General features: G+C 60.4%; 26 protein-coding genes. 17 read left to right on the top strand and 9 right to left on the bottom strand.

Annotated features, from left to right (window positions below):
* Nucleotides 1-7: 7 nt before the first annotated feature.
* The 3 genes from CQ015_RS10295 to proC are packed head-to-tail and all read left to right on the top strand — an operon-like array spanning nt 8 to nt 2,756.
* Nucleotides 8-1,027, top strand: coding sequence for a Ppx/GppA phosphatase family protein (locus tag CQ015_RS10295; protein ID WP_096283389.1), 1,020 nt, complete (start codon nt 8-10; stop codon nt 1,025-1,027).
* Between the two features lie 24 nt (nt 1,028-1,051).
* Nucleotides 1,052-1,909, top strand: coding sequence for a sugar phosphate isomerase/epimerase (locus CQ015_RS10290; RefSeq protein ID WP_255248328.1), 858 nt, complete (start codon nt 1,052-1,054; stop codon nt 1,907-1,909).
* A 4-nt stretch (nt 1,910-1,913) separates the two neighbouring features.
* Nucleotides 1,914-2,756 (top strand): pyrroline-5-carboxylate reductase, encoded by an 843-nt coding sequence (proC, locus tag CQ015_RS10285; RefSeq protein ID WP_096283391.1) that lies wholly within the window; start codon nt 1,914-1,916, stop codon nt 2,754-2,756.
* A gap of 74 nt (nt 2,757-2,830) precedes the next feature.
* On the opposite strand, the gene CQ015_RS10280 is transcribed toward proC, so the two are convergent.
* Entirely contained in the window at nt 2,831-3,487 is a 657-nt protein-coding gene (locus tag CQ015_RS10280; RefSeq protein WP_096283393.1) for a TrkA family potassium uptake protein, read from the bottom strand.
* A gap of 7 nt (nt 3,488-3,494) precedes the next feature.
* Complete coding sequence (locus CQ015_RS10275; protein ID WP_105553226.1) at nt 3,495-4,928, bottom strand: TrkH family potassium uptake protein; 1,434 nt, start codon at nt 4,926-4,928, stop codon at nt 3,495-3,497.
* A 242-nt stretch (nt 4,929-5,170) separates the two neighbouring features.
* On the opposite strand from CQ015_RS10275, the gene CQ015_RS10270 reads away from it, so the two are divergent.
* The 5 genes from CQ015_RS10270 to CQ015_RS10250 all read left to right on the top strand — a co-directional run bounded on the left by CQ015_RS10270 (nt 5,171) and on the right by CQ015_RS10250 (nt 9,080).
* Complete coding sequence (locus tag CQ015_RS10270) at nt 5,171-6,286, top strand: acetoin utilization protein AcuC (protein ID WP_105569231.1); 1,116 nt, start codon at nt 5,171-5,173, stop codon at nt 6,284-6,286.
* An 88-nt stretch (nt 6,287-6,374) separates the two neighbouring features.
* Nucleotides 6,375-6,818, top strand: coding sequence for a helix-turn-helix transcriptional regulator (locus CQ015_RS10265; RefSeq protein ID WP_105553358.1), 444 nt, complete (start codon nt 6,375-6,377; stop codon nt 6,816-6,818).
* Between the two features lie 194 nt (nt 6,819-7,012).
* Nucleotides 7,013-8,356 carry an NADP-specific glutamate dehydrogenase gene (gene gdhA, locus CQ015_RS10260; RefSeq protein ID WP_105553225.1) on the top strand — a complete coding sequence of 448 codons (1,344 nt, stop codon included), beginning with the start codon at nt 7,013-7,015 and terminating at the stop codon, nt 8,354-8,356.
* Between the two features lie 262 nt (nt 8,357-8,618).
* Nucleotides 8,619-8,843, top strand: a complete 225-nt coding sequence (locus CQ015_RS10255) for a helix-turn-helix domain-containing protein (protein ID WP_096257016.1) — start codon at nt 8,619-8,621, stop codon at nt 8,841-8,843.
* A 138-nt stretch (nt 8,844-8,981) separates the two neighbouring features.
* Nucleotides 8,982-9,080, top strand: coding sequence for a 30S ribosomal protein bS22 (locus tag CQ015_RS10250; protein WP_005504750.1), 99 nt, complete (start codon nt 8,982-8,984; stop codon nt 9,078-9,080).
* Nucleotides 9,081-9,166: 86 nt separating this feature from the next.
* Here the strand turns inward: CQ015_RS10250 and CQ015_RS10245 are convergent, their stop codons facing one another.
* On the bottom strand, nt 9,167-9,973 hold the full coding sequence (locus CQ015_RS10245) for an HAD family phosphatase (RefSeq protein ID WP_105553224.1): 807 nt from the start codon (nt 9,971-9,973) through the stop codon (nt 9,167-9,169).
* A gap of 71 nt (nt 9,974-10,044) precedes the next feature.
* Here CQ015_RS10245 and CQ015_RS10240 point away from each other — a divergent pair, with 71 nt between their 5' ends.
* Nucleotides 10,045-10,281 (top strand): glutaredoxin family protein, encoded by a 237-nt coding sequence (locus CQ015_RS10240; RefSeq protein ID WP_105553223.1) that lies wholly within the window; start codon nt 10,045-10,047, stop codon nt 10,279-10,281.
* 23 nt (nt 10,282-10,304) lie between these two features.
* A complete protein-coding gene (locus CQ015_RS10235; protein WP_374954779.1) occupies nt 10,305-10,976 on the top strand; it encodes a redox-sensing transcriptional repressor Rex in 672 nt (223 codons plus the stop codon).
* A 99-nt stretch (nt 10,977-11,075) separates the two neighbouring features.
* Here the strand turns inward: CQ015_RS10235 and CQ015_RS10230 are convergent, their stop codons facing one another.
* Nucleotides 11,076-11,819, bottom strand: a complete 744-nt coding sequence (locus tag CQ015_RS10230; RefSeq protein ID WP_105650051.1) for a DUF4199 domain-containing protein — start codon at nt 11,817-11,819, stop codon at nt 11,076-11,078.
* Nucleotides 11,820-12,002: 183 nt separating this feature from the next.
* Here CQ015_RS10230 and CQ015_RS10225 point away from each other — a divergent pair, with 183 nt between their 5' ends.
* From CQ015_RS10225 to ccsB, 5 genes are read left to right on the top strand one after another with little or no spacing between them, the layout of a single operon-like run.
* Complete coding sequence (locus CQ015_RS10225; RefSeq protein ID WP_105650050.1) at nt 12,003-12,665, top strand: histidine phosphatase family protein; 663 nt, start codon at nt 12,003-12,005, stop codon at nt 12,663-12,665.
* A 5-nt stretch (nt 12,666-12,670) separates the two neighbouring features.
* The gene (locus CQ015_RS10220) at nt 12,671-13,294 is read left to right on the top strand and encodes a TlpA disulfide reductase family protein (protein WP_096283410.1); all 624 of its coding nucleotides are present in this window, start codon (nt 12,671-12,673) and stop codon (nt 13,292-13,294) included.
* Nucleotides 13,291-14,061, top strand: a complete 771-nt coding sequence (locus CQ015_RS10215) for a cytochrome c biogenesis CcdA family protein (protein ID WP_255248329.1) — start codon at nt 13,291-13,293, stop codon at nt 14,059-14,061. The genes CQ015_RS10220 and CQ015_RS10215 overlap by 4 nt, the downstream gene beginning before the upstream one ends.
* A complete protein-coding gene (locus CQ015_RS10210; protein ID WP_096283412.1) occupies nt 14,061-15,689 on the top strand; it encodes a cytochrome c biogenesis protein ResB in 1,629 nt (542 codons plus the stop codon). The genes CQ015_RS10215 and CQ015_RS10210 overlap by 1 nt, the downstream gene beginning before the upstream one ends.
* A complete protein-coding gene (gene ccsB, locus CQ015_RS10205; protein WP_096283414.1) occupies nt 15,682-16,752 on the top strand; it encodes a c-type cytochrome biogenesis protein CcsB in 1,071 nt (356 codons plus the stop codon). Before CQ015_RS10210 ends, ccsB begins: the two co-directional genes overlap by 8 nt.
* A gap of 283 nt (nt 16,753-17,035) precedes the next feature.
* On the opposite strand, the gene CQ015_RS10200 is transcribed toward ccsB, so the two are convergent.
* On the bottom strand, nt 17,036-17,431 hold the full coding sequence (locus CQ015_RS10200; RefSeq protein WP_105553219.1) for a PLDc N-terminal domain-containing protein: 396 nt from the start codon (nt 17,429-17,431) through the stop codon (nt 17,036-17,038).
* A gap of 53 nt (nt 17,432-17,484) precedes the next feature.
* Between CQ015_RS10200 and CQ015_RS10195 the strand changes: the two genes are divergently transcribed.
* Complete coding sequence (locus CQ015_RS10195; RefSeq protein WP_096283418.1) at nt 17,485-17,766, top strand: DUF4229 domain-containing protein; 282 nt, start codon at nt 17,485-17,487, stop codon at nt 17,764-17,766.
* Nucleotides 17,767-17,807: 41 nt separating this feature from the next.
* Here CQ015_RS10195 and CQ015_RS10190 read toward each other — a convergent pair whose 3' ends face one another.
* The 3 genes from CQ015_RS10190 to CQ015_RS10180 form a co-directional block, all read right to left on the bottom strand.
* The gene (locus tag CQ015_RS10190) at nt 17,808-18,692 is read right to left on the bottom strand and encodes a 1,4-dihydroxy-2-naphthoate polyprenyltransferase (RefSeq protein WP_105553218.1); all 885 of its coding nucleotides are present in this window, start codon (nt 18,690-18,692) and stop codon (nt 17,808-17,810) included.
* 75 nt (nt 18,693-18,767) lie between these two features.
* Nucleotides 18,768-19,895 carry an AMP-binding protein gene (locus CQ015_RS10185; protein ID WP_105553217.1) on the bottom strand — a complete coding sequence of 376 codons (1,128 nt, stop codon included), beginning with the start codon at nt 19,893-19,895 and terminating at the stop codon, nt 18,768-18,770.
* 28 nt (nt 19,896-19,923) lie between these two features.
* A complete protein-coding gene (locus tag CQ015_RS10180) occupies nt 19,924-20,895 on the bottom strand; it encodes a 1,4-dihydroxy-2-naphthoyl-CoA synthase (RefSeq protein ID WP_181148211.1) in 972 nt (323 codons plus the stop codon).
* Between the two features lie 176 nt (nt 20,896-21,071).
* On the opposite strand from CQ015_RS10180, the gene CQ015_RS10175 reads away from it, so the two are divergent.
* Entirely contained in the window at nt 21,072-22,511 is a 1,440-nt protein-coding gene (locus CQ015_RS10175) for an amino acid permease (protein ID WP_105568717.1), read from the top strand.
* An 82-nt stretch (nt 22,512-22,593) separates the two neighbouring features.
* Here the strand turns inward: CQ015_RS10175 and CQ015_RS10170 are convergent, their stop codons facing one another.
* Entirely contained in the window at nt 22,594-24,021 is a 1,428-nt protein-coding gene (locus CQ015_RS10170; RefSeq protein WP_013349788.1) for an MFS transporter, read from the bottom strand.
* Nucleotides 24,022-24,024 lie beyond the last annotated feature (3 nt).

Genomic DNA, 24,024 nt, shown 5'->3' with positions numbered 1-24,024 from the left:
GCGCACCATGAGACTTGGCGTTTTGGATATTGGTTCGAATACCGTCCACCTATTATTGGTGGACGCCTACCCAGGCGCCCGACCGGTCTCTTATGCCTCGCATAAACGACCGTTGTCGCTGGTGCGCTACCTCAACGAGTATGGCGCCATCACCGAAGAGGGGCAGCAAGAACTCATCGCCTTCATCAAGGAGGCAGCCGAGTTCGCCAAAAGCCATCGGGTCGAAGACTTCATGGGATTTTGCACCTCTGCCATTCGGGAATCCTCCAATGGCGTAGCGGTGCTCGAACGGGTGAGCCGGGAAACCGGTGTGAGCCTGATGGAGCTTTCCGGCGAAGAAGAAGCCGGAATGACCTTCTACTCGGTGCGCCGCTGGTTCGGCTGGTCGTCCGAATCGATCCTCAACCTGGATATGGGCGGTGGTTCGCTCGAACTTGCGGTGGGCACCGACGAATTCCCCCAGGTCGCCTTCTCCGTGCCGCTGGGCGCCGGCAGGCTGACCCGCGAATGGCTGCCCAACGATTTGCCTTCGATCAAGGAAGTCCGGGAGCTGCGCAACTACGTGCGTGATGTGCTCACCGACCCGACCACCGAACTGCGCCAATACGGCAAGCCCACGCTGGCCACGGCCACCTCGAAAACCTTCCGGTCGCTGTCGCGGATCACCGGATCCGCCCCCAGCGGGGAGGGGCCATACGTCAAACGCGTGCTGCACCGCGATTCGCTGAAACTCTGGACCAACCGGCTGACCGCGATGAGCTGGGACGAACGCGCCGAACTGCCGGGCGTTTCGGAAATCCGCGCCCCGCAGCTGCTCGCCGGTGCGATCGTTGCTCATGAGGCGATGAGCGCATTAAAACTCAAAAGTGTCCGCATCTGCCCTTGGGCGTTACGCGAAGGTCTCATGCTGCGACGTTTTGATCACGTGATGTTTGACTCTTCGACACCGCTCAGTAGTAGCGTGGGGGTAGGAGAGGTTGCCTTGGGCTCGTTGAAGACCTTAAGTCTCGGCGAACCTACGGCCTAGCGCTTCACTGGAAAAGGCGCCGCTATGCAGCGGCGCGACGAGGAGGGGTCGGATATGGAAGACCAGCAGCGTGTACCTCGGGTACCGGTGACACTATCCAGTGCCTCGGTCTATCCGCTGACCGTACATGACGCCTTCGCGATAGCCAAGGACGTGGGCTACGACGGGCTTGAGGTGTTGGTGACCGGCAACCAGGCCAGTCAGTCAGCCACCGCGCTGATGGCCCTGATGGACAAATACCAATTGCCTATTATGGCGATACACGCGCCAACCCTGCTGCTTACCCAGCAGGTCTGGGGTTCGGCGTGGGCAAAAATCGAGCGATCGGTGATCCTGGCGAAAGCGGTAGGAGCCAGCGTGGTTGTTGCGCACCCGCCGTTTCGTTGGCAGGGGAACTATGCCGAAGGATTCGTCGAGGGCGTACGCCGGTTGACCGACTCCACGGGCATGAAAATCGCGGTTGAAAACATGTACCCGTGGCGCAGCCGCGGACGTGAATCCTCCAAGATGTATCTCCCGCATTGGAACCCGGTCCCCGAGGACTATCGCCATGTCACTTGGGACTTTTCCCATGCGGCCATTGCAACGATGAACTCTCGCCAAGCGTTTGAGGACCTGGGGGACAGGTTGACCCACGTCCACCTGTGTGATGGGTTGGATAACGGCAAGGATGAGCATTTGGTGCCCGGATTGGGTACGCAGCCGGTCGTTGAATCGCTGAATTTCTTGCGCGATTCCCAGTGGGATGGCGTGGTCGCGGTGGAAGTATCAACGCGCAAGGCCAAGCAGGCGGGGCAAAAAGAAGAATGGCTGGGCCAGACGCTCGAATTTGCACGCCAGCATCTGTCAATTAATCAAGACTCTGAACGGGTGACAAAATAACTGTATGAGCGAAGCTACGAATAATCTCCGACTCGCATTTTTGGGCACGGGCTCCATGAACGGCGCGATCCTGCGCGGTATCTTGGGCGCCGGACATGACCCGAAGAAAATTACCGCAACCCTGCGCAGCGACAACCGTGCCGCGCAATTGCGCGAACTGGGCATCAACGTGCTGATCGGCGACGAAGATCCCGAAGCGAATTCGAAGGCCGCCGCCGAAGCGGACATCGTTTTCCTCGGGGTGAAGCCGGTAGGGATTACCGCGCTCTGCGCCGAGATTTCCGAAGCCTTGCCTGCGCAGACAGTGGTGGTCTCGGTGGCCGCGGCGATTACCCTCGCCACCATGCAGGGGCAGCTGCGCGACGGACAGCCGGTGATCCGTTCCATGCCGAACACGCCGCTGATGGTTGGTTCCGGAGTCGTCGGCTTGAGCGCAGGGCAGGCGGTGAGCGAGACGCAAATCAACCTTGTCGCCGAGCTCTTTGCCGGTTCCGGGGAGGTCCACGTGATCGACGAGTCGCAGCAAAACGCGCTCGGGGCGATCTCGGGCTCCGGCCCGGCCTATGGCTTCTACCTGGCCGAAGCGATGACCAACGCCGGTATCGCCATGGGGCTCGACGAGAAGCTCGCCATGGATCTGGCCCGTGCCACCGTGGCCGGGGCCGGCAAGATGCTCGCTGACCCGCAGGCCAACCCGGCAGATATGCGTCGTGCGGTTACGAGCCCCAAGGGCACCACCGAGCAAGCGATTCTGACCTTCGATGCGCAGGGGATTCCAGCGATTATCGAAGCCGGGGCCAAGGCCGCCGCCGCGCGTGCCGCGCAGCTCAGCGCAGAACTCGGCTAATCCAGCGATTAAAAGTTCTATGGCGCCGGCTCCCCGAACTGGGGGACCGGCGCCATAGCCGTCTTGACGCCCGTTTAGGGGCGGGCGGCGAAGCGTTCGAGCAGGTCCACGTGCCCGGAGACGATCAATATGTCACGCCTCGTGACCATCGTGTCCGGCACCGCGTAGGTGAAGTCCTCGCCCGGGGTTTTCACCCCGACGATGGTGATCCCGTATTTGGAACGCACCTGCGATTCGGCCAGGGTGAAGCCCTGGGTTTCCTTTGGCGGGTACATCTTCACAATCGCGAAGCCATCATCGAACTCGATGAAGTCCAGCATGCGTCCACCGACCAGGTGGGCCGCGCGAACCCCGGCATCGGCCTCCGGATAAATCACATGGTTCGCGCCGATGCGGGTGAGGATCTTGCCGTGGGAAGGCGTAATCGCCTTCACCCAGAGGTGCTCGATCCCCAGATCCACCAGATTCACGGTAATCAGCACCGAGGACTCGATCGAGGTGCCCACCCCGACCACCGCGGAGCTGAACTCCTGGGCGCCCAGCTGGCGCAGCGCATCGATATTGGTGGCGTCGGCCGCCACCACATGGGTCAGCGTGCTGGCCCACTGCTGGACCAATTCCGGGCTGCGTTCGATGGCGAGCACCTCGCGGCCCTGCTTGACCAGGGTTTCGGCCACCGAGGCGCCGAAGCGTCCCAGTCCGATGACGAGCACCGGTGCGTTGTGCTCCATACTTTTCTCAGCCAATGATCGGCCTTTCTTCGGGGAGGCTATACAGCGTATCGCGATGACGCATGGTCAAGGCGCTGGCCAAGGTGATGCTTCCGATACGTCCGGCGAACATCAGGGCGCTCAGTACGTATTTACCTGCGGGAGGCATCTCTGCGGAGACTCCCATGCTCAGTCCTACGGTACCGAATGCGGAGATCGATTCGAACAATGCGCGGGAGAAACCGACCTCCTGGTCGATGGCCAGCAGCAAGCCGGTGGACACCATCACCAAGGTGGCGCCGAGGGCGACCACCGACACCGCCACGCGCATGGTGCCTTCCGGGATGCGCCGGCCGAAAGCCTTCGCATCGCGCTCGCCGCGCACCTCGGCCATGATCGCAAGGAACATCACGGCGATCGTGGTGACCTTGATGCCGCCGGCCGTGGAGGCCGAACCGCCGCCGGCGAACATCAGCGCATCGGTGATGAGCACCGAGACCTGGCTCATGTCGTTTTGGTCCACGAGGTTGAATCCGCCAGAACGGGTCATCACCGAGGCGAACAGGCCGTGGACGAGCTTGTCGCCGGAATCCATGGTCCCAATGGTGCGCGGGTTGTTCCATTCGACCACGAGCCACAGCAGGGCGCCGGCGACCAGCAGGATCAGGGTCACCATCAGGGTGAGCTTGGTGTGCAGATTCCATTTCTTCGCATTGAACCGGTGGACGAGCAGCACCATGATCACGGGGAAGCCCAGGGAACCCAGGAACACCCCGAACATCAGCGGGCCGAGGATCCACAGGTCCGTTCCGTAGGGCACCAGCCCGTCGGAGTGCGGGGTGAAGCCGGCGTTGTTGAAGGAGGAGACCGCGTAGAACACGCCGTGCCAGATGGCCGAAGGCAGGTTTTCGCCGAGCACCGCGAAGCGCGGGACCAGGAGCAGCGCAATCAACGCCTGCAGGCTGACCGCGGTCAGGATCACGATGCGCAGCAGCGAGCCGACCTCGCCCAGGGCGGAGGCCCCGGTGGTGTTCATGGAATTCTGCGCCATCAGCTTGCCGCGCACGCCGAGCTTGCGCGAGACCGCCAGGGAGAGGATCGAGGCCAGGGTCAGGATTCCCAGCCCGCCCATGAAGGCGCCGATGATCATGATCAGCTGCCCGGCGAAGGACCAGTGGACCGCGGTGGAGACCGTGGTCAGGCCGGTGACGCAGACCGCCGAGACGGCGGTGAACAGCGCGTCGTGCAATGCGGTCGCTTCCCCGGAAGCCGAGGAGAACGGGGCTGCCAGCAGGGAAGTGAAAATCGCGATGGCCACGAGGAAGGCGCCTAGGGCCAAGCGGGCGGGGGAGCGGACCGTGAAGTCGGCGATCCGCACGCGCAACGCCAACCACTGTTTGCGCCGCTTTTCGCGTAATTCAGCTACCCGCGCCTTGTCGCGCGGTTCGCTCTGGGTGCTCATCGCCTTAATTCGCCATTTCGTTGGGACGGAGGGTTCTCCTTGTAATTTACGCGTTCGCAACCAATTGCGCTCGTCTTAGCCCCGCGAAACACGTGCAAAATGTCCCGGACGGCCATAAATGGGTTACAAGGATCACAATCGGGTAGCCTACAAAGGTGTTAGAACCTCGACATGCGCCGCAACCCACCCTGGTGCTCTGGGATGAAAAGTACTTGAAGTACAAGTTCAGCGACTACCATCCGATGCACCCCGCCCGGCTTGAGCTGACCCATCGGCTCAGCAAGCAGCTTGAAGTTTATGATGCTCCGACGGTGAGCATCTCGGCCCCCGAGGTCGCCAGCGACGCCGTGCTGCGGACCGTTCACGACCAGGGCTACCTGGACCAGGTGAAGCAGGTCAGCGCCGACCCCACGCTGATCGCGGTCGACTTTGGTTTGGGAACCGAAGACGACCCGGTCTTCGCCGGGATGTATGAGGCGGCCGCGCGCATCGTGGGCGGTTCGGTGATCGCCGCGGAGGCGATCATGGATGAATCAACCGTGCGCGCGGTGAACTTCGCCGGCGGGATGCATCATGCCAAGCGCAACAAGGCCAGCGGCTTCTGCATCTTCAACGACGCCGCCGCAGCCATTCACCGCATGCTGGAGCGCGGTGCGAAACGTGTTTGCTATATCGACGTCGATGCCCACCACGGTGACGGTACCGAATCGATCTTCTGGGACGATGACCGGGTCTTGACGATTTCCATCCATGAGTCGGGGCTTTCGCTCTTTCCCGGCACCGGGTTCGCCAACGAGACCGGAGGCCCGCAGGCCGAGGGCAGCGCGGTGAATATCGCCTTGCCCGCGATGACCGGGGACGCCGCGTGGATGCGCGCCTTCCACGCGGTGGTTCCGCAGCTGGTGCGCGCCTTCAATCCGGAGGTCATCGTGTCCCAGCACGGCTGCGATGCCCATCGCGATGACGACATGACCAATCTGAAGCTATCGGTGGACGCCCAGCGCCAGGTGGCTCTGGATATCTCCCAGCTGGCGGACGAGGTTTGCCAGGGCCGCTGGCTGGCTACCGGAGGCGGCGGCTACAACGTCACCGCCGTCGTGCCGCGCACGTGGACCCACCTGACGGCGATCGCCGCCGGCAAGCCCATTGCCTTGCGTACCTACGTTCCGGAGGGCTTCCGGCGCCATGTGCTGGAAACCTACGGCCGGGCGGTGCCCTATCTGATGGGGGATGACGCCCAATTGTGGTGGCGGAACTGGGAGGTCGGTTATGATCCGGCCGATCCGGTGGACCGTACGATTATCGCCACGCGTAAGGAAGTTTTCCCGCTCTATGGGCTGGACCCGTGGTTTGACTAAGGCGTTCGCTTTCCTGTGATCAATCTCGACCCTCAACAGGGGCAAAAAATTCGTTCCTGTAAGGCCATCTGCCGATAGGGTAATGTCTGTGGCTATTGACGACGTATTTTCTGCATTGGCAGAACCAACCCGACGCAAGATCATCGAGGCGTTAAAGCTCGAGCCGATGGCGGTTGGTGCCTTGGTGGTTCAGTTGGATATTTCTCAACCGACCGTCTCCAAGCACCTGAAGGTTCTGCGTGAAGCGGACCTGGTCAGCATGACAGCCCAAGGCCAACGCCGCATCTACAGTGTGCAGTGCGAAGCGATCGACACCCTGGTCTCCTGGTGCGTAGAGTTTTTGCCGGCCGAGGAGCCGGCGGCGGAGCTGATGCCGGTGGACCTGGACCTGATTCAAGATCCGCAGGACGCCAACGCACTTCCAGCCGCAGCTCATCAGCTCGGACGCAGTGTAGGGCGGGGGCTCGAACAAGTCACGGGACGAGCGCAAGAAATATTGGAGCGCTTCCCACGCTTCGGCCGTCGACGTTAGCTATCTGACCTGACTAAAAGCGGATTCGGGCATTGCGGTCGGTGATATTTAAGTTACGCAGGCGAGCGCTGTATGTAACAAAGAATTTTCATTGAGAATGTCAGGCATGGCATTCTCTTGCGTGGGGCAGAGTTGCCGGGCCGGTGGGCTTTTGCGCGCCCCTGAGGCCTGCCCCAAGTGATGAGGAGAAAAACTTGGACAAGCAACTAGCGAGTATTCGCGACGAAGTCTTCCGCCGTAATCCCGGTGAGGCAGAATTCCACCAGGCCGTGACCGAAGTCTTCGAGAGCCTCGAAGCGGTGTCACAGAAGCACCCAGAATATGCAGAGGCTGCTATTCTTCAGCGCCTGTGCGAGCCAGAGCGCCAGATCATTTTCCGCGTGCCTTGGGTAGATGACCAGGGTCGTGTACAGATCAACCGCGGTTTCCGTGTCGAGTTCAACTCCGCGCTGGGCCCATACAAGGGCGGACTGCGTTTCCATCCTTCGGTTTATCTGGGCATCGTCAAGTTCCTTGGCTTCGAACAGATCTTCAAGAACTCCCTGACCGGCATGCCAATTGGTGGTGGCAAGGGCGGCTCGGACTTTGACCCGCGCGGGAAGACCGACGGCGAGGTGATGCGCTTCTGCCAGTCGTTCATGACCGAGCTCTACCGTCATATCGGCGAATACACCGACGTTCCAGCCGGTGACATTGGTGTCGGTGGCCGTGAGATCGGTTACCTCTTCGGCCAGTACAAGCGAATCACCAATCGCTACGAGTCTGGCGTGCTGACCGGCAAGGGGCTGAGCTGGGGCGGCTCATTGGTACGCCCGGAAGCCACCGGCTACGGCGCGGTGATCTTTACCGAAGAGATGCTCAAGACCCGCGGGATGAGCTTCGACGGCCAGCGCGTGGTCGTTTCGGGGTCCGGAAACGTGGCGCTGCATGCCATCGAGAAGGCTCAGGATCTGGGCGCGAAGGTGATTACCGCCTCGGATTCCAGCGGATTCATCGTCGACGAAAATGGCATCGATCTTGATCTGCTGCGCCAGATCAAGGAAGTCGAGCGCGGACGTATCAGCGAATACGCCGAGCGCCGGGGGAGCAAGAAGGTTTCCTACGTGGCCGACGGAAACGTCTGGGACGTGCAGGGCGCGGTAGCCCTGCCGTGTGCCACGCAGAACGAACTTGGAGCAGCCTCGGCGAAGAAGATGGTTGCCGCGGGAACTATCGCCGTGGCCGAAGGCGCCAATATGCCAACCACCGCCGAGGCGACCTCGGTATTCCAGGATGCTGGCATCCTCTTCGGTCCGGGCAAGGCCGCCAACGCCGGTGGCGTGGCTACTTCTGCGCTGGAAATGCAGCAGAACGCTAGCCGCGACTCGTGGACCTTCGAGCACACCGAGCTTCGCCTGACCGAGATCATGGTAGGCATTCACGAGCGTTGCGCAACCACCGCCGACGAATACGGGGTGCCAGGCAACTACGTTGCCGGCGCCAATATCGCCGGCTTCGTCAAGGTTGCCGACGCAATGCTGGCTCAGGGCTTGATCTAGTCCCTCGACCCTCAAGCGACCTCTTGGCCGCTGTTTCGACGCCGTTTCCGGCCTCGGAACGGCGGCCAGCAGCTTTTAAAAGCTCTTTTTTGAGATCTAAATGTGGTTCAGGTGTGTTCCGTGATGCAAAAGTTACGTAAGTGCGACTAGACTGGGATCGAGCGAACGTGAATATGATTGCCGATGTTGATCCCAAGTCGTATTTGTTCACGCGAGCAATATAAACGACGAATCAGAGATCAGCGTCAGGAGAAATTCCCCTATGGCGGATAAACAGAATTTTGCAGGAGCCCGTTTCATGACGGTCGCTGAAGTGGCCGAGATGATGCGTGTTTCTAAAATGACGGTTTATCGCCTGATTCATGCAGGCGACTTGCCTGCTGTTCAATTCGGTCGCTCCTATCGCGTTCCGGAAAACGCAGTGGAAGCCTACCTGCAAGCTGCGGCGATTGACCCGCAGCGTGGAACAGGTTCCCTCGGTCGATAGCCGCGCGATGGTCAGAGCATGGCCGAAAAGCGGGTAATCTATTAAGGAACGTTTAACGTCCGGTCAACCTTGTAGCTTATGCTTGTTCTTAAGCCTACATTTTGGTTGACATATTTATTTAGTTTGTGAGGAACCACTATGGGCTCTGTTATCAAGAAGCGCCGTAAGCGTATGTCGAAGAAGAAGCACCGTAAATTGCTTCGTAAAACTCGTCACCAGCGTCGTAATAAGAAGTAAATCTGCTTCAAGCAGCATTTGCCTCTTGGCAATTATCGCCACCGTATCAAGGCTTGACCTTGACGGTGGCGATTGCTTTTTCCCAGCTATTTCCCGCGGCGGCTTGGCAGTGAACGCTTCGCGGCCCACACCGCGCCCAGCACACCGGCCAGACGCAGGCTGATCCGCGCCGCACGCTGTCCGGTGCGGAAGTCGTAGACCTGCCATCCGCGACGCTTGGCGTAGGCCCTCAGCCGCGCGTCCGGGTTGATCGCAACAGGATGTCCCACCGCCTCAAGCAACGGCACATCGTTGTAGGAGTCCGAGTATGCCCAGGACTTGGAAAGCTTGATTCCACGTTCCTTAGCCAGCGTACGAACGGCCTGAGCTTTTTCGGCCGCATGCAAGATCGGGGTGGCCAGCGCGCCGGTGTATTTACCATCCACATTTTCAACCACGGTCCCCAAGGCACCGGTGAGTTCCAAGCGTTCGGATATGACGTTCGCTACTTCTAGCGGGGTCGCGGTGACCAGCCAAACTTCTCGGCCCACTGCGCGATGCTGATGGGCGATGGAGACCGTGCCTTTCCATAACTTAGGCTCAATGTACTCGTCATAGATTTCCTGGCCAATCTGCGCCATCTCGGCGACCGAAATGCCCTTGGCCATCAGCAGCGCACGGTCGCGAATCTGATGGATGTCGCCCAGATGCTCGCCGCGGGCGGCAAAGCGCAGCTGCTTGAGGGCAAACCAGAGAATTTCGCGTAGCCGGAAGAAACGACGCTGATGCATCTTCCTGGCCAGCAGATATAGGGAGGCACCACGGACCATGGTGTTGTCCACGTCGAAGAAGGCGGCAACGACGTCGCGTGGCGCCGACGTGTTCTGGCTGGTGAGGTGCTCTGAAGACTGCATTTGATCCAGTTTATTTCATTGCCGACTTAGACGCTGGTTGCGGCTCGTGAGATTATGGACAGGTGAGTAAAATGCATGAGATCCAGTTACTGGTGCGCCAAGGATGCCATTTGTGCGAGGCCGCCAGGGCGACAGTCAACGACGTCACCGAACGGATGAACATGGAGTTCTCCGAAATAGACATCGACGAGCATCCCGAACTGCTGGCACGCCACCACGAAGAGGTGCCAGTACTCCTCGTTGATGGTCAGGTCCGGGACTTCTGGACCATTGATGCCAAACGGCTTGAACGCCTGTTGGGCAGCTAATGGCATGAGAGGCCCCTTGATGCATTTACCGGCCCGTTCGAAAAGCAGAGCAGCGGCGCATGGCTGAAATTGAACCGCGGGTACTGCCCGAAGCGACGCTGACGCGCCTGACCCAGTATTTGCGGGCGCTCAATGCGTTCGAAGCCCAGGGCGTGGAACGCACCAGCTCGGGTGTGCTGGCCAAGGAAGCCGGAGTGAACCCGGCAATCCTCCGCAAGGACCTCTCCTTGCTTGGTTCCTATGGAACTCGTGGCGTCGGATATGTGGTGACCGAGCTGGCCGAACACATCAACCGGACCTTGGGCCTGAACCAGGACTGGCGTGTGGCCATCCTCGGCGCCGGTAACCTCGGACGTGCGCTGAGCGGCTACGCAGGTTTTGCCAGCCGAGGTTTCCAGGTGCGCGCCATCCTCGATGCGGACGTATCCCTGGTCGGCAGCGAGGTCGGCGAATTTATCGTGGAACCGGTCGGTGAGCTCGGCGAGGTGATTGCGCGGGAGCAGATCAATATCGCGGTCCTAGCGGTTCCCGGAGTCGCGGCCCAGGGGCTGATCGACGCGCTTGCGGCGCATGGGGTGAAGTCGGTGCTCAGCTTCGCGCCACAGCCGCTGCGCATTCCGGCGGGCATGATCGTCCGCCGCGTGGACCTGTCCACCGAGCTGCAGATCCTGGCCTACCACGCGGTACAACGCTAGGCGGCAACCGGGCAGTTAAAATCTAAAGGCGTAGGCCGTGGCTCAAATGAGCCACGGCCTACGCCAATTTCAGCGCTGGGTCTGAGGACCCGAAACGGTTTAGCGGTAGCCAGCCCGGCGCGCCTGGCTGCGCTGGGCGATGTACTGCGAGGAAGCCGGCAACCAGGCGAAGACCACGCCGACGACGCCAGCAATGAATCCAAGGGCATAAACCACATTGATCATCGTGGCATCAGCCGCGTTGGCGTACATGCTGAACATCGGCAGGCTGATCAGCATGCCAACGACGGAGATGGCCGCCAGGATCGTGGCGATGATCCGCATCGCGCGGACCCCTCGACCGACGAAGAAGCCGACCAAGAAGTAGGCGATGAGCGTGATGAACATGCCCACCACGGTGAAGGTGGTCATGGTGGAAGTGATCTGCGACAGGAAAGTGTCGGGGTTTTCTATCATGCGTTCGATCTCTGCATTCATCGCGGCGTCGTTGGAAGACTCCATCTGCATGCGCATCTGATCTTCGAACATCGTCCACTGCGAACGCACCATATTGCCGAAGAGGTTGGTGCTGTTGATCAGCCAGCTGGCTGCGGCGCTGAGCACCCCGGCAAGCATGATGAAAATAAACGCCATCTGCAAGGTCTTGGGACGCTCGGCAGGCGGCTGGACCGGAGCGTAGCCACCTTGCTGCTGGAATTGCGGAAGCTGCTGCGCTGCCGGCTGACCGTAGGGGGTCGGCTGCCCACCGTAGGGATTTTCGCCGTAGGGGTTCGGGTTCGAACTCCCGGACCCGGCTAACGGGTCATATGGCTGGCCTGGCTGGTTCGGATCGTTGGTGCTCATGATCGTCCTTTGATTGCTGCTAAACGGTGAGTAACTCTAACTACTAGCCTAGTCCGTGGCGTTTGTGATGTGCCCCTCCGAAAGGATGGTTTTTTGATATGGGAATCCCATGCAGAGGCTGTGAATACTTGATCGTGGCCACAATTTTCATCTTTTAGGTTGATTGTTTGAGAGACTGTAACCATGCCAGTTTCAACCGTTCATTTGTTGCGCCATGGGGAAGTTTTCAACCCGAACCGCGTTTTGTATGGCCGGATCCCGGGGTATGGCCTTTCCGAGCTGGGTTTCCAGATGGCGGATCGAGCCGGAGAGTACTTCGCCAAGCGTCAGGCCGAAGGCGCCCGGGTGGTCCGTCTGGTTGCCTCCCCGCTGCTTCGAGCGCAGCAGACCGCGCAACCTGCGGCCCAGGCTCTGGGCCTGCCCATCATCACCGATGACCGGGTGATCGAGGCAGGCAACAGCTTTGAAGGTCTGGCACAGATCAAGTCCCACCTGAAGAATCCGCGGTACTGGCCGCTGCTGCGCAATCCGCTGAAACCCTCATGGGGCGAACCGTACGCCGCGCAGGTCGCTCGCATGCGACAGGCCATGGACGCCCAGCGCCAGGCGGCGGTGGCCGAACACGGCGACGGCGCCGAGATCATTATCGTCAGCCACCAGTTGCCTATTTGGGTGACCCGGCGCGCCGGTGAAGGCAAGCCGCTCTGGCATGACCCACGCCAGCGCGAATGCACGCTGAGCTCAATAACGAGTTTTGAGTTTGACGGAGACGAACTTCGCTCCGTGAATTACACCGAACCGAGCCCAGACCTGCTGGCGGGCGCGGCGAACATCCCTGGAGCCTAAGCCAAATGAATGAATCCTCGCAGAATCCTCGCTTCCTGAATCGTCGCACCATGCTGCGTTCGATGCTGGTTGCCGCGGCGGCTGTGCCGCTGGCCGCATGCTCGGTCACCGAGGATCCGCTAGCCAAGCAGGCGCGCTCCGGAGACAACAAAAACTACATCGCCGGCGACGGCGCGGTGCAGGAATACCTGCCCGCGAAGCGCAGCGAGCCAATCGAACTGACCTCCGAGACCTATCAGGGCACGCCCATCGATCTGGCGGCCCTGCGCGGTAAGCCGGTGGTGCTGAACTTCTGGTACGCCGCGTGCGCACCGTGCCGAATCGAGGCACCGCACCTGAAAGAACTCTCCGAGGACTTTGGCGAGGACGTTCCATTCATCGGAGTCAACGTCCGCGATGAGGCCGAAGCCTCGCTGGCCTTCGAGCGCAGCTTCGAAATCCCTTATGAATCGGTGCAGGACACCGATGGCCAGATCCAATTGGCGATGACCAAATACGTACCACTGCAGGCGGTTCCCTCCACGCTGGTTCTGGACCGCGAGGGACGGGTTCGCGCCCGCGTCATAGGTGCTATCGAAAAGGGGACGTTGAAGTCCCTGATCGACACCGCGCTCACCGAAGAGTTGTGAGCCTCCCGTTGATCTCTTCGAATCCCTTCGCCGACATTGCGCTCGACGGGTCGCTGCTGCTGGCCGCCCCGGTGGCCATGCTTGCGGGACTGGTTTCCTTCCTCTCACCGTGCGTTCTGCCCTTGGTCCCGGGATATCTCGGTTATGTCACCGGGCTGACCGGCGCCGATCTGCGCGAGCACCGTCGCGGTCGGGTCCTGCTGGGCGTGCTGCTGTTTGTCCTCGGATTCTCGGTAGTCTTCATCGCGGCCGGCGTGCTGTTCAGCCAGGCCACCGCGTGGCTGAAGTTCAACGGCGCCTGGGTAACCCAGGCCTTGGGCCTGGTCGTGGTGCTTATGGGCATCGTCTTCATGGGCGGAATTTCCTGGATGCAACGGGACCGAAAAATTCATCGGAAACCACCGGCAGGACTCTGGGGAGCGCCGGTGCTGGGGCTGACCTTCGGTTTGGGCTGGGCCCCGTGCATCGGGCCTACGCTCAGCGCGGTGCTGATCATGTCCACTGGCACCGATGCGAACGTTGCCCGCGGAACGCTGTTGACGGTGTTCTATTGCCTTGGATTGGGTTTTCCGTTCATCCTGATCGCCCTCGGATTGCAGCGCGGCATGCAGGCGCTGGCATTCTTCCGCAAGCATCAGCTGCTGATTATGCGTCTAGGCGGGGGAATGCTGATCCTGCTCGGACTGGTCATGATCTCCGGGCTCTGGGGAACCTGGGTCGCTGAATTACAAAACTGGTTTGCCAATGAAGTGAGGTTGCCGATCTAATGGCGAAAAATAAACGAACCGGCAAAGACCGAGGCGACGCACCTGCCCTGGGTTTCCTTGGTTCGCTGCGGTGGATCTGGACTCAACTGACCTCGATGCCAACCGCCCTGTTCTTGCTGCTGCTGCTCGCGGTCGCTGCCGTTCCGGGATCGATCTTCCCGCAGCGGTCGATGAACCCCGAGACGGTCAATGAGTATCTCGAGCAGAACCCGGCAACCGGCCCCTGGCTTGACCGGTTCCAGCTCTTCGATGTGTATTCCTCCGCGTGGTTCTCCGCGATTTATATTCTGCTCTTCGTTTCGCTGGTGGGTTGCATCATTCCCCGGGTGAAGAAGCACGCACAGGCACTGCGCACCCCGCCGCCACGCACTCCCGCCCGACTCGATCGGTTGCCGCAGTACACCTCACTTTCGCTGGTTGAAGATGAAGCAGATACTCCTAGCGATGATGAAGTCATCGATGATGCCTACAAGGTGCTGCGTAAGCGTGGTTACCGTGTTGAGCGTCGCTCCGATGCAACCGGCCGCTCGGTAGCGGCCGAACGCGGCTACACCCGGGAGATCGGCAACCTGACCTTCCACATCTCGCTGATCGGCGTGCTCGTTTCGGTGGCCATCGGCGGAGCCTTCGGCTACGCCGGGCAGCGCGTCATCGTGGAGGGGGAGACCTTCGTGAACTCGCTGGTTTCCTATGATTCCTTCACCCCGGGCACCAGCTTCAACCCGGAGAATCTCACCGCCTATTCGGTGAAGCTGGACAAATTCGACATCGTCTTCGACCGCGAATCGAAAACGCACTTCGGCCAGCCCCTGGATTTCACCGCGCATGTGGAGACCCGGCGTTCTGCCGATGCCGAACCGGTGAAAGAAGAGCTGAAGGTCAACCACCCGCTGCGCATCAACGGCGCCGACGTGTATTTGGTCGGCAACGGCTACGCGCCGGTGGTGACGGTCCGTGACGGCAACGGGGATGTGTCCTTCTCCGGCCCGGTGGTTTCGGTGCCGCAGGACTCGGTGTACACCTCCCTGATGGTCATCAAGGCACCGGACGCGAAACCAGAACAGCTGGGTTTCCAGGGCTTCTTGCTGCCCACCGCCTTGGTCGATGAAACCGGCTTTGGCATCTCCGGGGATCCCAACGCGATCAACCCGCAGCTTCACCTGAACTCCTTCGCCGGAAACCTGGGCCTCGACGACGGCGTGCCGCAGAACGTGTATGTGCTGGACACCGAGAACCTCACCGAGGTGAATTCACGCAATCTCGACTCCGGCGGCATAGTGCTTGAAGCCGGGCAGACCTATGACCTGCCCGATGGCAAGGGGAGCATCGCCTTCGACGACCTGAAGCGCTTCATCGCCGTGGATGTGAATTACGATCCGAGCAAAACGCCGATCCTCATCTTCGCCTTCTTGTCCCTCGCGGGACTGGCGGTCTCGCTCTTCACTCCGCGCCGACGCGTCTGGGTGAAGCTGAAGAACGAGGACGGGCAGCGCAGCATTGAATACGCGCTGCTGGCCCGCGGCGAGGATCCGCGCCTTGAACGTGAATCCGCAGAGTTGCACAATATCTTTGACAGCAAGTGGCCAGTGGCCAGCCAGAAGCAGGACCAAGGAGAAGTAAATGCCTAACGGCTCAAACCTCGCGCCAATCAACGAAACGCTGGGCAACTACAGCCAGCTGTTCATGTTGCTTTCGGCATTCGTCTACATGGTTGCCTTCATTTTCTTCGCGCTGGACCTGGCCAAGAGCAATAAGAGCATCAGCGAAATTGATGCGGCCGCATTAAAACGCGACTCCGAGATGCTCGTTGGTGCCGGAACGACCGCGGTGGCGCAGCCGAAACGCCCGAAGCGCGGTGCGCAGCCGGCGCGCGCCGACAACGTTGGCGAAGACATCGTCAACGACAAGATGAACTACACCGAGCACTCCTCGACGCGCAATATCGCACGCATCGCGGTGGTGCTGACCTGGCTTGGCGTGGCGATGCATGGCTTCGCGGTCGTCGCCCGCGGCGTCGCGGCGCACCGCGTGCCGTGGGGCAACATGTATGAGTTCTTGTCCACCGGCGCGCTGGTGGTCACCGTGGTGTACCTGGTGGTTTTGTTCTTCAAGGACCTGCGGTTCATGGGCAGCTTCATCATCGGCCTGGTGACCCTGATGCTGTGCGGCGCGACCCTGGGCTTCCCCACTCCGTTGGGCCACCTGGTACCCGCCTTGCAGAGCCCGTGGATTGTCATCCATGTGTCCATCGCGGTATTCGCCGCGGCGCTGTTCTCCATCAGCTTCGCCATGAACGTGCTGCAGCTGATCCAGCACTCGCGGATGAGCAAGCTGGCCGCCGGCCAGCCGGACAAGCTGCCATTCATGCGCTTGGTTCCCGGAGCGGGCGCGCTGGAGAACTTCGCCTACCGGATCAATACCATTTCGTTTGTCATGTGGACCTTCACCGTGATGGCCGGCGCGATCTGGGCCGAAGCGGCCTGGGGACGCTACTGGGGCTGGGACCCGAAGGAAGTCTGGTCCTTCGTGATCTGGGTGGTCTACGCCGGCTACCTGCACGCACGTGCCACCGGTGGCTGGACCGGGCCCCGTTCGGCCTGGCTGTCGATCATCGGCTACGGCTGCGTGATCTTCAACTTCACCATCGTGAATATGTTCTTCGACGGCCTGCACTCCTACGCCGGAGTCTAGCCCACACCCGGGACCCCGGTTGCCGGGGCAGCCCCGAGGGACGGACCACTCAAAGGTCCAGCCCTCGGGGCTTTTCCATGCCCGGAAAGCTCCTTGCCGTGACCAGCCGATCCGGAAGTTGAAGTCCACCGCGGCTAGGCCGCCGCCCAACAGCCGCCAGCGGCAGCTTAGCGGCCTTCCGGGCTTGGAATCAGCAACGGGCTAGCACCGCAGCGAAAACGTTGCGTAGAAAGAACTGCAGGGACCGGCATAAGCCGGGCCCTGCAGTTCGCTTCGCTGAAAATTAGCTGTCCTTGGACGGAGTATCTGAATCGTCCGAAGAATTACCCTTGTTAGGTTTCTTCTTCGCTTCGCGCTCTTTTCGTTTGAGTTCTTCCTCACGTGCTTTGAGCTCGGTTTCGCGCTGCTGCTGGCGCCGCCAGATTTCCAGCTGGCGGAGGAAATCCTCGTCGTCGTCGGGAGCATTCTGCTTGTCCGGGGACTTGCTTGCCCCCGCGGCCGGACGACCTAAAACAAACCACAATCCCGGCCCCAGCAGGGGCAGGAGGATGATGATGACTAACCATGCCGTTTTGGGCAGGGAGCGCACCCGATGTCGCTCGGTGCGTGCACACTCGATCAATGTGTAGATCATGAGCGCCACCGAAATGAGTGCGGCAAAAATAATGATGCGGACCATGCCTCTAGTCTAATGACTTTCTGGCTCACAGGTTCATCGGTAGACTTTAACGTATGCAGTTTGTGAAATATTCGGTGCTTCGGTTGGGTCTGTTCTGCGTTGTCTTCTTGGCAATGTGGAAGCTAATGGCCTGGCCGATCTTCACCTCGGGCCTGATTGCCCTGATAGTCGCCTTTGCCGTGTCCTATTTGTTCTTCAACAAACTACGTTTGGCAGCAAACGAGGACGCGCGCAACGCCTTTGCCAAAACCAGCGCATCGAAGACCGAATCCCAGCTGGCCGAAGAAGCCATCGAGGATTCCTTCGACGAATCGCAGCGACCGGAAAACAAATAAGCGAAGCCTTCCAAAGTTGTTCACTTTGGAAGGCTTCTGCCTTAGAGCCAGGCGTGCAGCATGATGGCCAAGCTGAAAAGCGCGGCGTAGACCACGTTCACCAGGCCCGTCTGCTTGAGCACCAGCACCAGCTTAGGCAGCGATTCTTCGCGCAGCATCAGCCAGCTTGGAGCGGCGGCCGGGATGAAGCTGAGCAAGATGAGCCACATCCAACCGTTTGACCCCGTGAGCAGCAGCGGCAAGACAATGGCGGCGCTCAACATCAGCACGTAGCTCAACCGGGCCGACTGTTCGCCCAGTCGCACCGCCAAGGTAATCTTGCCAACTTCGCGGTCCGTGGGAATGTCGCGGACGTTATTTGCCATCAGCAGCGCGCAACCGATCAGGCCGGTGCCGATCGCACCGAGCAGCGAAGCCAGCGTGAGCTGACCAATCTGCGTGTACGTGGTGCCCAGCGTGGCCACCAAGCCGAAGAAAATGAAGACGTAGAGATCTCCCCAACCACGGTATCCGTAAGGGTTCTTGCCGCCGGTGTAACCCCAGGCGGCAAAGATCGCCGCGACGCCCACCAAGAGCAGTGGCCACGAAGCGGAAAGAATCACGAGCAGCAATCCGAGAATCGCCGCCAACCCGAAGCATCCGAAGGCCGCGTTTCTCACGTGCTTCGGCTTCGCTAGTTTGGAGCCGGTCAAGCGCAGCGGGCCGACCCGTTCGTCGTCGGTTCCGCGGATTCCGTCGGAGTAGTCATTTGAGTAATTCACGCCGACCTGGAGCAGGAGCCCCACAAGCAGGGCAAGGACAAAGCGGAACCATAAAAATTGGCCGGTTTCGCCCACTGCGGCCGCGGTGCCGATAACTACCGGGGCGATGACGATGGGCAGGGTGCGCAGGCGTGCGCCGGCGACCCACTGGGAAAGCGTTGCCACTTCTCGTTCCTTTCGGCGAGATCAAAAACTCGGACCCCTTAGTTTCCCGCGAAACTTCGGGCAAGGCGAATCGGATCAGCCGCCGGCGCGCAACTCGTCGAGGATTCGGCGTCGATCGAACTTCCCGTTGGGCAGCAATGGAAGCCCGGAAGGGTAGTGGCGGACCCGTTTGGGAACGGCCGCGGATCCAATAGTTTGACGCACGGCTTCGAAGGCATCCTGCGTATTTGTCGGACCTGAATAGGCTAAACCTACGCTTTGGCCCCATTGCGCGTCGGGTACCGGCAGCACCAGGCACTGCTTGAAGAACTCTTCGAGCAGGCCCTCAATTTTCCCGGCCGACAGTTTTACGCCACCGGTATTAATCACATCGTCGATACGCCCGGCGATATTCAGCCGGTTGCCGTCGACGCTGCCCAGATCATCGGTGAGGTACCAGCGCGTGCCTTCGTCGATGACGAAGTGTTCGGCGGTGGCTTCGGGATTATTTGCGTAGCCGTCGGCGAGCATCGGCCCGGAGACCAGGATGCGTCCCTGGCGTTCGGCAAGTTTCACCCCCGGCAGGGCGGTTCCGTTGTAGACCAGACCGCCCGAAGTTTCCGCAGCGCCATAGGTTTGGAAGATCTTCAGGCCCAGATGCCGCGAGCTTTGCAGCAGGTCCTTGCTGGCCCGTGCGCCGCCGAGCAAGATGGCGTCGAAACGCTTCAGCGCCGCAATGGTCCGTGGCTCCGGATTGTCCAGCAGGCGGGCCAACTGGGTGGGGACCAGGGAAGTCAGGCGGCGGGCATCGACCATTTCCTCGGCCGCGTCGGTGAACTTCTGCGCAGAGAAGCTGCCGGTCGTGTCCATCACCACCGGCTTGGTGCCAGCGAACAGGGAACGGGTCAGCACGCTCAAGCCGGCGACATAGTGCACCGGCAAGGCCAGCAGCCACTGGCCTTCAAAGCCGAGGAACTCGGCCGTGGCCTGCGCACTGGATGCCAGCGCCGAGACGCTGAGCACCGTGCGCTTGGCCCGGCCGGTGGAACCGGAGGTGCGCACCACTGCCATGGGCTGCTCGAAGCCCGGCAGGTCCGAGGCCGCAAGGTACTGGATGCGCCAGCCGCGGGGGCTGGACTCATCGGCCAATACCTCAACGGCCGGGCCCTCGTCGTTGGCCGCGTCGGCCAAGGCTGCCAGCAGTTCTGCTAGTTGTGCGTCCATATCCGGTTCTCGTTCCTTCACCGACGATTTAGAAGTAGTAAGGGTAGTTGGACCAGTCAGGGTCGCGCTTGCCCAAGAACGCGTCGCGTCCTTCCACTGCTTCATCGGTCATGTAGGCCATGCGGGTGGCTTCACCGGCGAAGACCTGCTGCCCGGCCAAGCCGTCATCGGCCAGGTTGAAGGCGAACTTCAGCATGCGGATGGCCTGTGGCGACTGGCGGGCAATATCTGCCGCATACTCCAATGCGACCTCCTCGAGGCGGGCGTGCTCCACCGATTCGTTGACCGCACCCATGCGGACCATGTCGTCGGCCGAGTATTCGCGGGCCAGGAAGAAGATCTCGCGAGCGGTCTTCTGCCCTACCTGGCGGGCCAGCAAGGCTGAACCGTAGCCGGCGTCGAAGGAGCCGACGGTTGCGTCGGTCTGCTTGAACTTGCCGTTCTGCTTCGAGGCGATGGTCAGGTCTGAGACCACGTGCAGCGAATGCCCGCCGCCGGCGGCCCAGCCGTTGACCACGCACAGCACCACCTTGGGCATGGTGCGCATCAGGCGTTGGACTTCCAAGATGTGCAGGCGTCCGGCACGGGCCGGGTCGATGGACTCGCGGGTCTCGCCCTCGGCATAGCGGTAGCCGTCGCGGCCGCGAATGCGCTGGTCCCCACCGGAGCAGAAGGCATGTCCGCCGTCTTTTTCCGATGGACCGTTGCCGGTCAAGATCACGGTAGCGACATCGCTGGTCATCCGTGCATGGTCCATGGCCCGGTAGAGCTCATCTACGGTGTGCGGGCGGAAGGCATTGCGCACCTCTGGGCGGTCGAAAGCGATGCGCACGGTAGGCAGGTCTCGCACGATGTTTCCCTGGGCGTCACGCTCCACCTGGCGATGGTAGGTAATGTCGGTGAAGTCGAAGCCTTCAACCAAGCGCCAGCGCTGTGGATCGAAGACATCAGAGACCTTCTTGGGCAAAACGGAATTATTCAGGCTACTCACCCTATGCATGCTAGTCGGTTTCGTGCCGAACTCTAAGAAAGCAGGCGTAGACTTTTCACGGCTTAAGACGCAAATGGGCGCGATATTTCCGCCGCCACGCTTCAGCCCGCCTTTTGGATCACGGGATTCATTTCACGATTTTTGTACCGGTTCAGCCTCTGGACCAGTGAGTCAGGAGTTGATCTATGCCATCTGGAGTGCATCACCGGGAAGATGCAGAAATCAGCGCAGAGGGTTATAAGAAATCCCTGAGCCGTCGCCACGTCCAGATGATCGCCATTGGCGGAGCCATTGGTGTGGGATTGTTCATGGGCTCCGGTGGCCGGTTGGCATCCACCGGTCCGGCCCTGGTGCTGTCCTATCTGGTAGCCGGTGCGCTGGCCTACCTGCTGATGCGGGCGTTGGGAGAGCTGATCATGTATCGGCAGACCTCCGGATCCTTTGTCTCCTACGCGGCTGAGCTCTTCGGTCCCAAGGGCGCTTTCGTTTCCGGCTGGATGTACGTGCTGAATTGGATCATGACCGGCGTTGCGGAGCTGATAGCGATTGGCTTGTACTTCCAATACTTCTTCCCGAATATCCCGGTCACCGTTTCGGCGTTCTGCGCGTTGCTGCTGCTGGTGGCAATTAACCTGTTCAGCGCCAAGGCCTTTGCCGAATTTGAATTCTGGGCAGCGTGCATCAAGGTCACCGCGATTATCTTGTTCCTGGCGGTGGGCATCTACATGGTGGTGACCAATGCGCAGGTAGGGGAGCACACAGCATCGGTTTCCAATCTCTTTATCGGAGACGAGAATGGCCAAGGTGGCTTGTTCCCTCGCGGCTTCTTTGTCAGCATCCTGGTGCTGAACTCGGTGATCTTCGCCTACAACGCCATTGAACTGGTGGGTATTGCCGCCGGTGAGATGGAGAACCCAGAAAAGGAAGTTCCCTCTGCGATCCGCGCCGTAGTAGTCCGCATCCTGGTCTTCTACGTAGGCAGTGTTTCGCTGTTGGCCATGGTGCTGCCCTGGCATGAATACGAATCCGGGGTGAGCCCGTTTGTGACTGTCTTCGAGAAGATGGGGCTGGGCTGGGTTGGCAGTGCGATGAACTTGGTGGTCATCACCGCCGCGCTGTCTTCATGCAATTCCGGGTTGTACTCCATTGGACGCATTCTGCGCACCATGAGCGGGAACGGGCATGCTCCGCAGTGGCTGTCGAAAATGAACAAGCATTTTGTTCCTTCCGCCGGCATCATTTTCGTGGGCGTGGTTTACCTGGCCGGGGTCATCTTGAACATCTGGCTTGGCGAATCCTTCGCCTTCGACCTTGCGTTGAACACCGCCTCCATCGGCGTGCTGTTCACCTGGGCTTCGATCTTCGGCTGCCAGCTGATGCTGCGCCGCAAGAAGGGCGCGGTGTCGTCACTGCCCATGCCAGGCTCTCCGGTTACTGGTTGGGTTGGCCTGGTCAGCTTGCTGATCATCACCGTGCTGATTTCCTTCGATACCCTGACCGGAGAAAATGGTGAGGTCTTCCCGGTAGGGCTCTACACCATCGCCACGATTCCGCTGTTTGCCGTGGTGCTGTGGATCGGCTGGCGTTTCGCCCGCAAGCATGCCAAATCGAGCACCAATTTCTAAGCGGGGAACCAACTCGCCTGAAACAGCCAAGGGGCGCATCTGCATAATGCAGATGCGCCCCTTGGCTGTTGTGTTCGAGTGCTTAGGAGGTTCGGGTTTCATCCTGCTTCACTGCAGCGAGGATGCCGGTGTCCAATGCATCGGGGATCTCGGTGCCGCGCAGCGAAGCACCTGCGGTTTCCGGCATGAACTTGATGGCGATCGCACCAATGACACATGCTGCCATCATGTAGATGGCTGGGAAGAGCAGGAAGCCGGTGGCATTGATCGCTGCCTCGTTGACCATGGCTGCGGTGCCACCGAAGATCGCCGTAGCGATGTTGTAGGTGATGGCAAAGCCTGCGAAACGCACATGGGAAGGGAACATGGCCGGGAAGGTTGCGGTAATCGTGGCTAGCTGTGGAATATAGAGCAGGCCCAGTACTGCGAAGCCGACAATGGCCAAGGCGAAGGACTGGCCCATCAGCCAGAACATTGGCAGCGCCAGCACGAACAAGCCGATCACCGAGGCGTACCACATTGGTTTTCGCCCGACCCGGTCAGAGAGCGAGCCGGCAAATGGAATGACCGCCATCATCGCTACCTCACCAATCAAGATGGTGGCCAGCGAAGCGTTGGGATCCAATCCCAGCTGGGTTTCCAGATAGGTAGGCATGTAGCTGAGCAGCGTGTAGTTCACGACGTTCAGTGCGATGACCAGACCGGTCATGGTCAGCATCGGGCGCCAGTAGGTCATTACCAGTTCCTTGAGCGAACCGCCCTGCTGGGCTTCGCCGGCTGCTTCGATCTCCTGGAAGACAGGGGTGTCCTCCAGCTTGCTACGCAGGTACAGGCCGATCAGGCCCATTGGCAATGCGAGGAAGAATGGAATACGCCAGCCATAAGCCATCATGGCTTCTTCGCTGAGCATCACTTGCAGGCCAAGCATCACGGCCGTACCCAAGGCGAAACCGCCCAAGGTGCCGAATTCCAAGAATGAGCCGAAGAATCCGCGCTTGCGGTCCGGCGCATATTCTGCCATGAACGTGGCCGCACCGCCGTATTCGCCGCCGGTGGAGAAGCCCTGGACCATGCGCAGCAGCACCAGCAGAATTGGTGCGGCGATGCCAATGGTTTCAAAGGTCGGCAGTACGCCGATGAGGAAGGTGGCCAGGGACATCAAGATAATGGTCAACGCCAAAATCTTCTTGCGTCCCAGCTTGTCGCCCAGTGGGCCCCAGACCAGGCCGCCAATCGGGCGGACCAGGAAGGAGAGGGCGAAGGTGGCCAGAGCCATGAAGGTGCCGCCCTCGGTGGGGAAGAAGTGGGCGGTGATATAGGTGACGGCTACGGCGTAGACACCGTAGTCGAACCATTCTGTCATATTACCCATGGCCGAAGCGGCGGTGGCCTTGCGTACTTCTTGCCGGCCTTCTTGGGTGTTCATGTCCGGACCAATGTCATGGTCAAGGTCTGGAGTGAAATTATGGGTATTCGTGTTGTCGTTTGGCTGGCTATTTTCCGGTTGCATCGC

Source organism: Arthrobacter sp. MYb221, assembly GCF_002979835.1.
GTDB lineage: Bacteria > Actinomycetota > Actinomycetes > Actinomycetales > Micrococcaceae > Glutamicibacter.
This window is presented reverse-complemented; position numbering and strand designations above follow the sequence as displayed.

What these genes read in the sequence shown, in the direction of transcription:
- CQ015_RS10185 (WP_105553217.1), bottom strand. Translation starts at nt 19,895, where the DNA reads ATGGACGCACAACTAGCAGAACTGCTGGCAGCCTTGGCCGACGCGGCC.
- CQ015_RS10230 (WP_105650051.1), bottom strand. Translation starts at nt 11,819, where the DNA reads ATGAGCACCAACGATCCGAACCAGCCAGGCCAGCCATATGACCCGTTA.
- CQ015_RS10245 (WP_105553224.1), bottom strand. Translation starts at nt 9,973, where the DNA reads ATGCAGTCTTCAGAGCACCTCACCAGCCAGAACACGTCGGCGCCACGC.
- CQ015_RS10210 (WP_096283412.1), top strand. Translation starts at nt 14,061, where the DNA reads ATGGCGAAAAATAAACGAACCGGCAAAGACCGAGGCGACGCACCTGCC.
- CQ015_RS10255 (WP_096257016.1), top strand. Translation starts at nt 8,619, where the DNA reads ATGGCGGATAAACAGAATTTTGCAGGAGCCCGTTTCATGACGGTCGCT.
- CQ015_RS10270 (WP_105569231.1), top strand. Translation starts at nt 5,171, where the DNA reads ATGCACCCCGCCCGGCTTGAGCTGACCCATCGGCTCAGCAAGCAGCTT.
- CQ015_RS10275 (WP_105553226.1), bottom strand. Translation starts at nt 4,928, where the DNA reads ATGAGCACCCAGAGCGAACCGCGCGACAAGGCGCGGGTAGCTGAATTA.
- CQ015_RS10175 (WP_105568717.1), top strand. Translation starts at nt 21,072, where the DNA reads ATGCCATCTGGAGTGCATCACCGGGAAGATGCAGAAATCAGCGCAGAG.
- CQ015_RS10295 (WP_096283389.1), top strand. Translation starts at nt 8, where the DNA reads ATGAGACTTGGCGTTTTGGATATTGGTTCGAATACCGTCCACCTATTA.
- CQ015_RS10225 (WP_105650050.1), top strand. Translation starts at nt 12,003, where the DNA reads ATGCCAGTTTCAACCGTTCATTTGTTGCGCCATGGGGAAGTTTTCAAC.
- CQ015_RS10195 (WP_096283418.1), top strand. Translation starts at nt 17,485, where the DNA reads ATGCAGTTTGTGAAATATTCGGTGCTTCGGTTGGGTCTGTTCTGCGTT.
- CQ015_RS10220 (WP_096283410.1), top strand. Translation starts at nt 12,671, where the DNA reads ATGAATGAATCCTCGCAGAATCCTCGCTTCCTGAATCGTCGCACCATG.
- CQ015_RS10250 (WP_005504750.1), top strand. Translation starts at nt 8,982, where the DNA reads ATGGGCTCTGTTATCAAGAAGCGCCGTAAGCGTATGTCGAAGAAGAAG.
- ccsB (WP_096283414.1), top strand. Translation starts at nt 15,682, where the DNA reads ATGCCTAACGGCTCAAACCTCGCGCCAATCAACGAAACGCTGGGCAAC.
- CQ015_RS10240 (WP_105553223.1), top strand. Translation starts at nt 10,045, where the DNA reads ATGCATGAGATCCAGTTACTGGTGCGCCAAGGATGCCATTTGTGCGAG.
- CQ015_RS10180 (WP_181148211.1), bottom strand. Translation starts at nt 20,895, where the DNA reads ATGCATAGGGTGAGTAGCCTGAATAATTCCGTTTTGCCCAAGAAGGTC.
- proC (WP_096283391.1), top strand. Translation starts at nt 1,914, where the DNA reads ATGAGCGAAGCTACGAATAATCTCCGACTCGCATTTTTGGGCACGGGC.
- CQ015_RS10170 (WP_013349788.1), bottom strand. Translation starts at nt 24,021, where the DNA reads ATGCAACCGGAAAATAGCCAGCCAAACGACAACACGAATACCCATAAT.
- CQ015_RS10200 (WP_105553219.1), bottom strand. Translation starts at nt 17,431, where the DNA reads ATGGTCCGCATCATTATTTTTGCCGCACTCATTTCGGTGGCGCTCATG.
- CQ015_RS10280 (WP_096283393.1), bottom strand. Translation starts at nt 3,487, where the DNA reads ATGGAGCACAACGCACCGGTGCTCGTCATCGGACTGGGACGCTTCGGC.
- CQ015_RS10290 (WP_255248328.1), top strand. Translation starts at nt 1,052, where the DNA reads ATGCAGCGGCGCGACGAGGAGGGGTCGGATATGGAAGACCAGCAGCGT.